At 70.3% G+C, this 12,562-nt stretch carries 11 protein-coding genes; all 11 read right to left on the bottom strand.

Going from position 1 to position 12,562, the window contains the following annotated elements; all coding sequences use genetic code 11:
* Positions 1-7: 7 nt before the first annotated feature.
* Positions 8-370, bottom strand: coding sequence for a DUF3325 domain-containing protein (locus AC07OC_RS17495; protein ID WP_218339726.1), 363 nt, complete (start codon positions 368-370; stop codon positions 8-10).
* The gene (locus AC07OC_RS17490; protein ID WP_218339727.1) at positions 367-678 is read right to left on the bottom strand and encodes a DUF3649 domain-containing protein; all 312 of its coding nucleotides are present in this window, start codon (positions 676-678) and stop codon (positions 367-369) included. The genes AC07OC_RS17495 and AC07OC_RS17490 overlap by 4 nt, the downstream gene beginning before the upstream one ends.
* A gap of 6 nt (positions 679-684) precedes the next feature.
* Positions 685-1,335 carry a DUF4198 domain-containing protein gene (locus AC07OC_RS17485; protein WP_218339728.1) on the bottom strand — a complete coding sequence of 217 codons (651 nt, stop codon included), beginning with the start codon at positions 1,333-1,335 and terminating at the stop codon, positions 685-687.
* Positions 1,336-1,397: 62 nt separating this feature from the next.
* Positions 1,398-3,020 carry a PepSY-associated TM helix domain-containing protein gene (locus tag AC07OC_RS17480; protein WP_218339729.1) on the bottom strand — a complete coding sequence of 541 codons (1,623 nt, stop codon included), beginning with the start codon at positions 3,018-3,020 and terminating at the stop codon, positions 1,398-1,400.
* Between the two features lie 157 nt (positions 3,021-3,177).
* On the bottom strand, positions 3,178-5,634 hold the full coding sequence (locus AC07OC_RS17475; RefSeq protein WP_494601828.1) for a TonB-dependent siderophore receptor: 2,457 nt from the start codon (positions 5,632-5,634) through the stop codon (positions 3,178-3,180).
* Positions 5,635-5,865: 231 nt separating this feature from the next.
* Positions 5,866-6,936 (bottom strand): FecR family protein, encoded by a 1,071-nt coding sequence (locus AC07OC_RS17470; protein ID WP_255591041.1) that lies wholly within the window; start codon positions 6,934-6,936, stop codon positions 5,866-5,868.
* On the bottom strand, positions 6,933-7,445 hold the full coding sequence (locus tag AC07OC_RS17465) for an RNA polymerase sigma factor (RefSeq protein WP_218339731.1): 513 nt from the start codon (positions 7,443-7,445) through the stop codon (positions 6,933-6,935). The genes AC07OC_RS17470 and AC07OC_RS17465 overlap by 4 nt, the downstream gene beginning before the upstream one ends.
* 143 nt (positions 7,446-7,588) lie before the next feature.
* Complete coding sequence (locus tag AC07OC_RS17460) at positions 7,589-9,388, bottom strand: feruloyl-CoA synthase (protein WP_218339732.1); 1,800 nt, start codon at positions 9,386-9,388, stop codon at positions 7,589-7,591.
* Positions 9,389-9,447: 59 nt separating this feature from the next.
* A complete protein-coding gene (locus AC07OC_RS17455) occupies positions 9,448-10,398 on the bottom strand; it encodes a 3-hydroxyacyl-CoA dehydrogenase NAD-binding domain-containing protein (RefSeq protein ID WP_494601825.1) in 951 nt (316 codons plus the stop codon).
* Positions 10,399-10,453: 55 nt separating this feature from the next.
* Positions 10,454-11,446 carry a Bug family tripartite tricarboxylate transporter substrate binding protein gene (locus tag AC07OC_RS17450; protein ID WP_369643796.1) on the bottom strand — a complete coding sequence of 331 codons (993 nt, stop codon included), beginning with the start codon at positions 11,444-11,446 and terminating at the stop codon, positions 10,454-10,456.
* Positions 11,447-11,514: 68 nt separating this feature from the next.
* The gene (locus AC07OC_RS17445) at positions 11,515-12,435 is read right to left on the bottom strand and encodes a beta-keto acid cleavage family enzyme (RefSeq protein WP_369643362.1); all 921 of its coding nucleotides are present in this window, start codon (positions 12,433-12,435) and stop codon (positions 11,515-11,517) included.
* Positions 12,436-12,562: the final 127 nt, after the last annotated feature.

Below are 12,562 nucleotides of genomic sequence, written 5' to 3'. Positions count from 1 at the left end.
CCGGTGCCTACAGCCCGCCAACGGACCCCACAAGGCACACGCCCGCCACCAGCACCGTGGCCGCCGACACCCGCACCGCCAGGTGCGGCGCGTAGGTCAGCAGCACACCCACCAGCAGGCCGCCCGCCGTGAGGAGGCCGCACCAGGCGGTCAGCCCCACGGTGGCGCCCCAGGCCCCGATGCAGGCGGCCAGGGACAGCGCCAGCAGCAGGCTGCCCGCCCAGCGCAGCACCCGGCGCCGCGTGCGCGGCACCTCGCTGCGGCCGGTGAGCTGTTCGTGGTGGCGGTCCATGGCCAGTGCCAGGCCCGCCATGCCGCTGAACGACAGCGTGAGCGCGGCCAGCGGTGCCGCCCAGAGCGTCGCCGTCATGCGCCCGCCTTCAGCGCCCAGAGCGCAGCGGCCAGCACGGCCGACGGCACGGCGATCCCGGCCCAGGCGCGCAGCGCGCTGCGTGCGCTGAAGGCCCAGATCACCGCCGCCGCATACACCGCAAAGCTGAGCAGGGTGGCCGTGAGCAGCGCGCTGGCGCGGCTGGTGTCCGACACGCGGGGCAGCCCCACGGCCAGCACCGCGGTGAACAGCGACGCCAGCGCATAGCCGCCCAGGGCCGCCGCCAGGGCGCGGCTGGCCACCATGCAGCGGTAGCGCGCGGCAGAGCCTGCGTGTGCGGTGGCCATGGCGGCTTACTGCGCGACGAAGGTCAGCGTGGTGGTGTAGCCCAGCTTGGCCACCTTCTGGCCGGCAATGACCACATCGCCCACGGCAGGTGCCTCGTGGGTGCTGACGAGCACGTAGCGGCCCTTGCCGTTGACCGGCACGTCGACGCGGCCGGACGCATCGGTCTTGAAGCCCTTGGTCCACTTGTCGGGCGTGATCACCGTGACGGTCTTGTTCGCCACGGGCTGGCCCTTGAACACCAGCGTGAAGGTGTTGCCACCCGCCGTGACGGGCACCAGTTCGTAGTCGAGCACGGCCTGCGTCTCGCTGCGGCCGGCGCGCGCGTTGAACACGGCGGCCTGGAAGCTGCCGTCCTTGGCCTTCCAGGGCTTCCAGACCTGGTCGTTGGACAGGCGCACGTCGCCGGCAGCGGCCACGTCCGCCTCCAGGAATTCCTCCTTGGCGGTGAGTTTGGCGGTTTGCCGGCGGTCGGTGGTGAAGACCTGGGTGGTGGCGGCCAGCTTGGCCACTTCGGCGCCCTTGTCGTGCTCGCTGTCGGCATCGCCCACGTACACACGCACCGGGCCGGTGGCATCACGCTCCAGCCACAGCTGGTGGGCAGTGGCGGACAGGGCGATGCCGGACAGGGCGACGGCGAGCAGGGTTTTCTTGAACATGGAGACTCCTTTGAAAATCGAGAAGAAGAAAGAAAAAAACGGGAAAGAAGCACTGCGGCGCGCTAGAGGGCGGCACCGGCGACCACGGCACCACGGGCGCGCGCGGGCGCCACCGCAGCGCGCTGCCGGCGGTGCACGCGGCGGGCCGCGACCGCAAGGCAGGCGCCCAGCGCCAGCATGGTCAGGTCGAACCCGGCCAGCACCCAGTCGCCCGCAGGCAGGGTGACGCCCAGGTGGCGGTCGGTGGTCAGTGCGTTGAGCAGGGGCAGCAGCGCGAAGGCGGCGGCGGCCAGCCACAGCGATTCGAGCCACGCGCGCAGCGGCGTGCGCAAGGCCGGGTACAGCAGCAGCACGCCCCAGGTGATGAAGAGCACGTGTGCCTCCCACTCGCGGCGGGTGGCGAAGTCCGCCGGGATCAGGCGGTTGGCCCAGAAGTACGCGGCCACGGCCACGGGCAGGCCGGCCACGGTGCCGATGTTCAGGCACTCCACCAGCCGAAAGCCGAACTCGGGCTTGCCGCCCGCCTTGGCTCGCTTGTCCTGTTGGGCGCGGCGCTTGGCCGTCCAGAGCACGAGGCCGGTGGCGATCATCGCGCAGCCCAAGAGGCCACTCGCAAAGTACAGCCAGCGCAGCACGGGCCCTGCAAAGCGGCCTTCGTGCAGGGCCAGCAGGACGTCTTGCGTCTCGCGGGCCGCGCCGTCCTCGGCCTTGGGCGGCAGGGCCTCGCCCGTGCGGGCATGAAAGCGCAGCCGGTCGCTGCCGGCAATCTGCCCGCCCGCCACGCGCACCAGCTGCACATCGGCATCGGCGCGCCCGGGCTGCTGCACACCCACGCGCGCCACCTGGCCCGCGCCCCACTGCGCCTCGGCCCGGGCCACCAGCGGCGCCAAAGCGGTGAGCGGCTGCGCGGAAACAGTGGCATCCACAGCGGCCGGTCGCTGCAGCAGGTCGTCGTAGAACACCTGCGCGTTCCCCGCATAGTGGCTGGCCGCCAGGCCCGCCGGCATGTACTGGAACAGGAAGAACACCAGCCCGCTGTACGTGATCATCAGAAAGAACGGCAGCGCCGTCACGCTGATGATGTTGTGCGCGTCCAGCCACGAGCGCTGCCCCTTGCCCGGCCGGAAGGTGAAGAAGTCCACGAAGATCTTCTTGTGCGTGATGACCCCTGTCACCACGGCCATGAGCATCAGCATGGTGCACACGCCCACCAGGCGGATCGCCACGTCGTACGGCACGTAGTGCAGCATGTAGTGCATGCGGTACAGCAGGTGGCCGCCGCCGGTCTTGCGCACCACGGGCTCGGCGGCTGCCTGGCCCGTGGCGGGGTCGAGCGTTCGGCGCACGAAGCGGCCGCGCGCGCCGGGCTTGCCGTCTGCGGGCGGCTCGCGCCAGCTCACGCTCAGTGCGCTGCTGCCGCGCTGGCCGGGCAGCTGCACCGACCAGTCCTGCGACGGCTGCGGCGCGTTGGCCTGCAGGTAGGCTTGCGCCAGCGCCACCGCCCGGTGCGGGTCCACCGTCGCGGGATCGGTCGCCAGGGGCAGCTCGGGGCGCATCCACCGGTCGATCTCATACGCAAAGTAGCCGACCGTGCCCGTCACGAACACGAAGAACAGCACCCAGCCCACCACCAGCCCGACCCAGGTGTGCAGCCAGGCCATGCACTGGCGAAAGCCCTCTTTCATGGCAGATCACTCCGGTTGCAGAGATGCGATGGCATGCACCACTCCCTGCCGGTAAAACTGGCGCAACACAGGCCAGGGCTCCCGCGCAAGGGCCGGCCCGCCGCGCTGGGAGCGTCCCCCTTCCAGGGGGCAGGCGCAAAGCGACTCAGGGGGTGCATCAGAACCGCACGTCCACCGCCACCTGCAGGCTGCGCGGCGCGCCGTAGTACGAGTTGCCGACCGAGGTGTAGTACACCTTGTCGAGGGCGTTGCGCAGGTTGGCCGTGACGGCCACCGTGTCGGTGATGGCGTAGCGCACCATGAGGTCGACCACCGCATACGCCGGCTGCGTGAAGCGCACCCGCGCGGCGCCCTGGTTGTCGCGGTAGATCTGGTTTTGCCAGCGCAGGCCGCCGCCCACGGTCAGGCCCTTGCCGATGCCCGCGATGCGGTAGCTGGTGAACAGCTTGGCCGTGTTCTGCGGCACGTCGGTGAGCAGGCGTGTGCGCAGGCGGTCCTGTGTGAGGTTGCGCGAGAAGCCCGCCGCGACCTGCCAGCCCGGGCGCACCTCGCCCGTGGCCTCGACCTCGAAGCCGCGCGTGCTGGTGCCCGAGACGGCCTCGTACGCCTGGCTGCCGTCCGGCGCGAACACGTTGGGAATGGCCACGCCCAGGTTGTCCTGCCGCGCCTTGTAGATGGCGCCCGAGACGTTGAGGCGGTCGTTCAGGAACGCGCCCTTCACGCCCAGCTCGAAGCTGTCGCCCGTCTGCGGGTCCATGTAGTCGCCGTTGGCCAGGCGCAGGCTTTGCGGCGTGAAGATGGTGGTGAAGCTGGTATAGGCCGACCAGTTGCGGTCGATGTCGTAGACCAGGCCCAGGTACGGGGTCACCTCGCCGCTTTCGTAGCGGTTGTTGGCGGTGGTGGCGCCGGTGGAAAAGCGGGTGCTGGTCTGCGCGCGGCTCCAGTCCACCACGCGCGCGCCGGCCAGCACGGCCAGCGCGTCCGTGGGCTTGAAGCGCACGGTGGCATAGGCGCTGTTCAGGCGTTCGTCCGAGGTGTTGCGGCCGATGCTGGGGTTGGGCGGCGCGGCGGGCGAAGTGCCGTCCCAGGTGAAGATGTTGCCGATGGCACTGCTCCAGCCCGCGTGCGTCCAGTTGGTGTACGACGGCGCGTCGTAGCTGGTGCGCGACATCTGCGCACCGAAGGCCACGTCGTGCTTGCGCCCCAGCAGGTCGAAGCGGCCCGTGGTCTGCACGTCCAGGCTGTCCTGGCGCGGCGTGGCGCTCCAGCGGCCCGCCCACAGCGTGACACCCGCGCCCGTCGCGCGCACCGGCGCGCCGCCGCTGGCGTAGCCGATCAGCTCGTCGTAGAAGTTGTTGGTGCGGGTGGCCGTGGCCCTGACCTTCCAGTCGTCGCTGAAGCGGTGCTCCAGCGCCGCGAACACCGAGGTGTAGTGGCGCTTGGAATACGCCCAGGGCGGCGCGGCCGAAGCCGAGCGGCTCCACTGCGTGCGCGTGCCGTCGGAGTAGTAGGCCGGCAAGCCGCCGCGCGCGTGGCCCGTGGCGTCGTGGTGCTGCACCGACGCGCCGGCGAACAGCTGCGTCTGCGCCGTGAGGTCGGCCTCGACCGCGCCGTAGAGCAGCTTCTTGCGCTCTTTCAGGCGGTCGATGTAGGAGTCGTTGTCCTGCGCGGCGGCCACCAGGCGGCCCCGCACGCTGCCCGACGCGTTGATGGGCCCGGCGATGTCCGCCTCGGTCCGCACATGGTTCCACGAGCCCGCCTCGGCCCGCACCGAGGCCTGGAAGTCGGCGGTGGGCCGCTTGCGGATCATGTTGATCGCCGCGCCCGGCGTGCCGATGCCGTTCATCAGGCCCGAGGCGCCGCGCACCACTTCCACGCGGTCGAACATCGCCATGTCGTTGGTCTGGAAGATGCTCGAATAGTTGGAGTCCGTCTGGCGGACGCCGTCGATCATGTAGGTATTGACAGAGAAGCCGCGCGAGTAGATGGGCGAGGTGTCCGAGCCCTGGTTGCCGCTCTGGCTGAAGACCAGCCCGGGCGTCTGCGCGACCACGTCGGACAGCTGCGTCAGCCCCTGGTCTTCCATGCGCTGGCGCGTGATGACGCTGACCGACTGGGGCGTCTCGCGCAGCGACAGGCCCAGCGGCGTGGACGTGCCCGCCTGGCGCGTGGTGTAGGAGCCGCTGTGCTCGGTGAGCGCGCTGGGCTCGGCCTGGGCCTGCACCCGCACTTCGGCCAGGCTGGTCTCGCCCGCTGCACCCGCAGCACCAGATGACGCCGCCGCGGGCGGCCTGCGCACCACGATGCTGGTGCCTTCGATCACGCCCACCAGGCCCGAGCCCGCGAGCAGCCGGTCCAGCGCCTCGCGCACCGTGAGCGACCCGTTCACGGCCTGGGCCGAGCGCCCCGCCACCAGCGCGGGCTGGACCATGAGCTCCATGCGTGACTGGCGCGCCAGATCGTTGAGCGCCTGGGCCAGTGGCTGCGCGGCAATGCTGAGCGCCACGGCGGGCTGCCCGGCGGCGGGCGCCACCTGGGCGCTGGCGCCCATGGCCGCCAGGCTGAGTGCGACGGCCAGGGCCAGCGGGGCGGGCCGGAATCGGGTGCGGGGCATGTGAGAGATCTCCCTGGAAACGGATGTTGGAATGGATTTTTGAATAAGACGCCTTCTCATGTAGACGCAGGCCGAAGCCATCCCCCTAGGTCGGTGGGCCAAGTTTTTTGAAAAAAAGATGCGGGGCCCTGTGCAGGGCAGGCGGGGCGCGCGGGGCCCACAGGCGCGCAGACCCATCCGCCGGCGGCGGACGGCCAGCAACGGCCTGCTGCCGGCCGCTACCGGGGGTGGCTACTGAGGCTGAGGGTGGGGAGCAGCCACGATCTCGGTGACCGCGCCGTGCGCGCGCAGTTGCACAGGCAGCACACTGGGCAGGGACCGGGTGAAGTTATCGAGCCGCCGCGGGTCGAACGTGCCGGTCAGGCGCAGCGCGCCCACGCCGGGGTCGCGCACCACCAGCTGCGTGGAGCCGTACCGGGCGAACTCGGCCAGCGCCTGCGACAAAGGCGTGTCGTCGAAGCTCACCCGCCCATCGCGCCAGGGTGCAATGCCCGCAGCGGGCACGGCGGCGATGGCGGTCAGGCGGCCATCCGCAGCGCTGCTCACCTGCTGGCCTGCGGTCAACTCCACCACCTCGGGCCCTGCGTCGGCAGCGCGGGCCACGCGCACGCGGCCCTCTTCCACCGCCACGCGCACACCGGCGTCGCCCGGCACGCCGGGCGTGTAGCGCACCGAAAACCGGGTGCCCACCACCGAGATGCGCAGGGACCCCGCCAGCACGTCGAACGGCCGCGCGGCATCGCCCTGCACCTTGAACACGGCCTGGCCTTCGGGCAGTACCACCTCGCGGCGCTGGCGGCGAAAGGTGACGTCCAGGCGGGTGTTCGTGTCCAGGCGCACGGTGCTGCCGTCGGGCAGGTGCACCTCGGACTGCTGGCCCAGGCCGGTCGCGAGGGCCTGCTCATACACGGGCTGCTGCTGCCAGTGGTGGTAGCCCATGGCAGTGGCGGCAGCCACCAGGCAGACCGATGCGACCGTGGCGGCGCCCTGCCCCCAACCCCAGCTCCAACTCCAACCTCGCGCGCGTGGGCGGTCCGGTGCGCCGGCACGATCCTTGTCCTGCAGCAAGCCGGCCCGCAGGTGCCGGACTGCCGTTGCGGGCAGTGCATCGAGCGCACGCCACTCCTGCTGCCAGCGCGCCAGCGCCGCCGCATGCCGCGGGTCGGCGTCGCGCCACGAATGCAGGGCCTGCAGCGTGGCGGCGTCCGGTGCGCCCTGGCTGCGCACGAGCCAGTCCAAGGCCTCACCGTCGATGTGGTCGTTGGCTTCGTCCGGCATTGGCATGGGGGGCTGCGCATTCATGGCTGGTCCTCCCCCTGCGCGGTGGCGCGGCACGCGCGGCAGGCCACCATGGCGCGCTGGATGTGCTGCTCCACCATCTTGCACGAGATGCCCATCTGCGCGGCCACCTCGGCCTGCGACAGCCCGTCGAACTTGTGCAGGATGAACGCCTCGCGGCAACGCAGCGGCAGCGATTCGATGGTGGCGATCATCGAAGCCACACCTTGCGCGGAGATGAAAGCAGCCTCGGGTTCGCACACGGCGGGCGCGGGCAGGTCGCTAACGTCGGGCAGGCTGTCGTCGGCATCGGTGTGCAGCGTGCCCCGCGCCACATGGCGGCGGTGCTGGTCAATGAGCAGGTTGCGCGCGGTGCGGTACAGCAGCGCGCGGGGCTGGGCGACGGCGTCGCCGCTGCGCTGCAGCGCCAGCACGCGCGCGTAGGCCTCGTGCACCAGGTCTGCCGCCGAGTCGCGGCTGCGCACCATGCGGGCAAAGTAGTTCAGCAGTTCTTGGTAATAGTGGGCAACCACGGCGCACGCAGCCTGACAAAAGACGGCCCGAACGCGGCAGGTTCGGGACCGGGATGGCTGAGGGCGCAGTGGGGACAGGCCCGTGGCTAATAAGAATGATTCTCATATTGTAAGGACTTGAACCTGCCCTGGTTCGTAAAGCCCTAGGCGGTGATGACCTGCTCGTCCATGGGGCTGGCCTGCAGCCGCGCCACATCGGCGGCCCGGCGCGTCAGCACCGCGCCCTGGTTGATGTAGCCCTTGTCGGTGATCTCGCCGCTGTCCGCATCGGGCGGCTGCGCCAGCACCAGGGCGCGTGTGGGGCACTGCGATGAGCCCGCGCCAGCGTCGCGCCGGGCCCGTATCACGCCCTGCAGGGCGGCGGTGAGCTTCGCGGGGTCGGCCGCGCCCGCTGCCGACGGGAACACCAGCATGCCCACTTCGTCGTGGTTGTGGCCGGTGAGCACGATGTCCTGCACCAGCGGCGCGAGCTGCGAGATCAGCTCCACGCGCAGCGTGCCCACCGACACCCAGCTGCCGCTGGAGAGCTTGAAGTCCTCGGCCACGCGCCCGTTGAAGACCACGCCACGCTCGGGCCGCTCGGGGTCCACCAGGTAGCCGGCGTCGCCGATGCGGTAGAAGCCCTCGCTGTCGAACGCGGCCGCCGTCTCGGCCGGTGCGTTGCGGTAGCCCGGAAAGACCGACACGCCCTTGACCCGCATCTCGAGCTTGCTGCCATTGGGCACGAGCTTGAGCGCGAGCCCGGGCAGCGGCGCGCCGATGCAGCCGGCCTTGTCCAGCCGCCAGTGCGCGCTGGTGACGGCGGGCGACGTCTCGGTGGAGCCCCAGGACGTAGTCAGCCACAGCGGCTGCGCGGGTCGCACGCGCAGGGCCAGCGCTTCGAGCCGCTGCCAGGTGGACGGCGCGAGCGCCGCAGCCGCATAGAACGCCAGCCGCATGCGCGACAGGACCTCGGCGGCCATCTGCTCGTCCGCCTCGAGGAAGGGCAGCAGCATGTCAAAGCCGCGCGGCACGTTGAACAGCATCGTGGGCTTCACGTCGCGCAGGTTGCGCACCGTTTTCTCGATGAGCCCGGGCACGGGCCGCCCTTCGTCGATGTAGAGCGTGCCGCCGTGGCACAGCACCATGTTCAGGTTGTGGTTGCCGCCGAAGGTGTGGCTCCAGGGCAGCCAGTCCACCAGCACCGGTTTTTCGCGGGTCAGGAAGGGCCAGGTCTGGGCCATCATCTGCTGGTTGGCGCAGAGCATGCGGTGGGTGTTGATGACCACCTTGGGCCGCCCGGTGGAGCCCGACGTCAGCAGGTACTTGGCGTGGCCATCGGGCGCGATGGCGTCGAACGCCTGGCGGACGGCCGGCGTCTCCACCCCCTGCAGCAGCCGCGCAAAGGGCAGCGCGCCCGACACCTCGTCGGCGTGGCGGCTGAACACCTGCAGCGCGTCCGATGCGTACCCCGCCAGGGCCGGCGCGTACGCCCGGGCGTCGGACGCGTAGACCAGCGACGGCCCGAGGGCCGCGAGCATGCTGTGCAGCCGCGCCGGGTCCCTGGAGCGCGCGTAGGCGCTGGACAGCGAGCACGAGGCCAGGCCCACATGCATGGCCGCGAGCATGAGCACCGCATGGTCCACCGCGTTGTCCGACAGGATCGCCACGGGGCGGTCGGCCGGCAGCTTCAGGTCCAGCAGCGACTGCGCCAAGGCGCCCACGGCACGGCGCAACTCGCCGTACGTCAGGCGGCGCCAGTGCTCGCCCTCGTCATCGCGCTCGGCCAGGGCCGGCGCGTCGGGCGTCTCGCGCGACCAGTGCTCCAGCCACTCGCCGATGCAGCGCGCATAGTCGCCCAGCGGCACGGGGGACTGCAGCGTGATCGAGCCGTCGTCCGCACGGGTCTGGGTGGTCAATGCCAGCGCGATCTGGGTGTCGTCGTCAAGGAATCCGGGGTGCATGGCGTGGTGTCTCTCTCTCGGTGTCGTGGTGAGGCTGGTGATGGGGAGCGCCGGGCCCATCAGGTCGGCGTGTCCAGCCCGGGGGATGCGCTCTTGGCACGCAGCAGGCCGATGAGCAGGGCATCGCGCACCTGCGCCAGCTCTGCCTGGGTGCGCCCGCCGAGCGCCTGGTCCACGCCCTCGACCACGCGGCGCTGCAGTTCGGGCGTCATGCGCGGCGCGCCCAGGTCGTCCCACCAGCCTTCGATGGGGCCGCCCAGGTGGGCCAGCAGATGGGCCATGCCGCCGTCGCCGCCGGACAGGTGCAGGTTCATGAAAGGCCCCATCAGCGCCCACCGCAGGCCGGGGCCCTGGGCGATGGCGGTGTCGATGTCGGCCACGCTGGCCACGCCTTCATTCACCAGGTGGAACGCCTCGCGCCACAGTGCGGCCTGCAGGCGGTTGGCGATGTGGCCCTGGATCTCGCGACGCACATGGATGGGGCGCTTGCCGATGGCGGTGTAGAAGGCCATCGCGGCGGCGATGGCCTCGGGCGACGTCTTCTCGCCGCCGCCCACCTCGACCAGCGGGATCATGTGCGGCGGGTTGAACGGGTGCCCGAGCACGATGCGTTCCGGCCGGGCGCACCGGGCCTGCATGGCCGACACCGACAGGCCCGACGAGCTGGACGCCACGATGGCGTGCGCCGGCGCGGCCGCGTCGATGCGGCGCATCAGGTCGGCCTTGAAGTCCACCCGCTCCGGCCCGTTCTCCTGCACGAAGTCCGCCTGCGCCAGCGCATCTTCCAGCCGCGGGTGAAAGCGCAGCCGCTCCAGGCTGGCATCGGGTGCCAGACCCTGCTGCTCCAGAGCGGGCCAGTGCCGGGCCACCGCATCGCGCAGCCGCTGCTCGGCGCCCTCCGCGGGGTCGGTCGCATCCACATCCAGCCCCTGCGCCAGAAAGTAGGCAGCCCAACTGGCGCCGATGACGCCGGTGGCCACCACGGCCACGCGCTTCACTGTCGAATCCATCGAAGATTTTCCTTGTCGTTGTTGCGCAGCGAGCCAGGGGAGAGTCAAGACCTGTTCAAGACTCTGCCGTGAACCCGATCTTCTTGACCAGCGGGCCCCAGCGCTCGAACTCCGCCTGCTGGGATGCCGCCATCTCGGCCTGCGTCGACCCCTTGGCGATCAGGCCCACGACGGCCAGGCTGTCGATCACGGCCTTTTCCTTGATGGCCTGGTTGATGGCCGCATTGGCGGCGGCCACCACGCTGGCCGGCGTGCGGGCGGGGGCATAGAAACCGAACCATTCCTCCGTCGTGAGCTCGGGGAAGCCCTGCTCTGCAAAGGTCGCCACTTCGGGAGAGAACGGCGAGCGTGCCTGGCCGGACGTGGCGATCAGCCGCAGCTTGCCCGCCTTGTGGTTGGGGATGAAGTCGCCGCTCGGGGTGACCATGGATGCGATCTGTCCGCCCACCACATCCGTCACACCGGGGATGGAGCCGCGGTATGGCACGTGCTTGAGGTCGACACCGTTGTTCAGCCCCAGCAGCGCGCCGATGAAGTGCGGCGTGGAGCCTGCAGCGGGCGAACCGTAGTTGGCCTGGCCCGGGTTGGCCTTGGCCCACGCCAGGTAGTCCTTCACGGTCTTGACCGAGGCCGGCACCAGGGGGCCCACGGCCAGGCCATGGTGCATGACCGCGCCGATGGACACGGGCACGAAGTCCTTCACCGGGTCGTAGCTGAGCTTGCTGTAGATGTGCGGGTAGATCGACGTGCACGAAAACGGCGAGAGCGTGAGCACGCTGCCATCCGCGGGCGCGCCCTTGAGCGACTCCAGCGCGATGCGGCCCCCCGCGCCGGGCTTGTTCTCCACCACGGCCGGATTGCGTGTGTAGGCCGAGCCCGCCAGCTTCTCGCCCACGCGCCGCGCGACGCTGTCGCCCGCGCTGCCGGCCGGAAAGCCGTAGAAAATCTTCACCTGCTCGATCGTCTGCGCCAGGGCGCTCCAGGGCGCCAGGGCCCCGAGCGCGGTGGCTGCGCCCACATGGTGCATGAATTGGCGGCGTGTTGGCATCATCATTTCTTGTCTCCTTTTTCTTTCTGGTTGCATGAACAGGGCTGTGGCGGAACGTATGCAGTGGCTCAGTGCGGCGCGAACTCGGGGCGGGGGCCGCCCACGCGCGGCAGGCCCATCAGCGCGCGGGCCTCGGCGGGCGTGGCGGGCTCCATGTCCAGCTCGCGGATCACGCGCACGATGCGCTCGGTGAGCTGCACGTTGGTGGCCAGCTCGCCGTGGCGAAAGTACAGGTTGTCCTCCAGCCCCACGCGCGCATGGCCGCCCAGCAGCAGCGCCGCGACATTGGCTTCGAGCTGCGAGGGGCCGATGCCGCTCACGCAGAACAGGCTGTTTTTGGGCAGCGTGTCCACCATCATCTGCAGGTGGCGCGGCGAGTACGGCATGGCGTTCTGGAAGGCGCGGTGCACGTTCATCACCAGGTTGATGAAATGCGGGCCGTCGTCGTGCCCCTCTTCGATGAGGGTGGTGGTGTCCTGCAGGATGTGGGTGGGGCTGAAGACCTCCCACTCGGGCTTGATGCCGCGCGCCTTCATGCCGGCGGCCAGCTCGCGGCCGCGGCTGAGCGGTGTGTCCATCAGGATCTCGCGGCCGTCGAAGCTCAGGTTGAGCGTGGTGGCATCCAGCGTGCACATCTCGGCGCCTGCGTCCATGCCCTTGATGCGCTCTTCCCAGGCGATCTCCCAGCGGTTGCCGGGCAGCGGCTTGACCATGTCGCCGTGCACGCCGCCGCCGGTGGAGTTGTTGATGACGATGTCGCAGCCCTTGGCGCGGATGCGGGTGTTGATGTCGCGGTAGATGTCGGCGTTGCAGGTGGCGCCGTCATCGGGCCTGCGCGCGTGGATGGCCACCACGCTGGCCCCGGCGTTCCAGCAGCGCTGCACGTCGTCGGCGATCTCGGCCGGCTGGGTGGGCAGGTGCGGGTTCTGAGACTTGTGCGCCATGCCCCCCGTGGGGGCGATGGTGACGATGACTTTGCGCTTTGTCATGGCGTGGACTGGTGGAAAATGCTAGTGCACGCATTATTTTTTTGGGCGCTTGCATACTCAGTCATTGCGATGACATTTGGACTCAGGGTATACGAGGAACCGTGCGGCCCTGCCCGTTGGAGAACGC

The sequence above is a fragment of the Acidovorax sp. GW821-FHT10E04 genome (genome assembly GCF_059415185.1).
The sequence above is the reverse complement of the archived record's forward strand: the minus strand, read 5'-3'. Positions and strand labels throughout refer to the sequence as shown.

Coding starts and splice junctions, on each gene's coding strand:
- AC07OC_RS17495 (WP_218339726.1), bottom strand. CDS start 370: ATGACGGCGACGCTCTGGGCGGCACCGCTGGCCGCGCTCACGCTGTCG.
- AC07OC_RS17490 (WP_218339727.1), bottom strand. CDS start 678: ATGGCCACCGCACACGCAGGCTCTGCCGCGCGCTACCGCTGCATGGTG.
- AC07OC_RS17485 (WP_218339728.1), bottom strand. CDS start 1,335: ATGTTCAAGAAAACCCTGCTCGCCGTCGCCCTGTCCGGCATCGCCCTG.
- AC07OC_RS17480 (WP_218339729.1), bottom strand. CDS start 3,020: ATGAAAGAGGGCTTTCGCCAGTGCATGGCCTGGCTGCACACCTGGGTC.
- AC07OC_RS17475 (WP_494601828.1), bottom strand. CDS start 5,634: ATGCCCCGCACCCGATTCCGGCCCGCCCCGCTGGCCCTGGCCGTCGCA.
- AC07OC_RS17470 (WP_255591041.1), bottom strand. CDS start 6,936: ATGAATGCGCAGCCCCCCATGCCAATGCCGGACGAAGCCAACGACCAC.
- AC07OC_RS17460 (WP_218339732.1), bottom strand. CDS start 9,388: ATGCACCCCGGATTCCTTGACGACGACACCCAGATCGCGCTGGCATTG.
- AC07OC_RS17455 (WP_494601825.1), bottom strand. CDS start 10,398: ATGGATTCGACAGTGAAGCGCGTGGCCGTGGTGGCCACCGGCGTCATC.
- AC07OC_RS17450 (WP_369643796.1), bottom strand. CDS start 11,446: ATGCCAACACGCCGCCAATTCATGCACCATGTGGGCGCAGCCACCGCG.
- AC07OC_RS17445 (WP_369643362.1), bottom strand. CDS start 12,435: ATGACAAAGCGCAAAGTCATCGTCACCATCGCCCCCACGGGGGGCATG.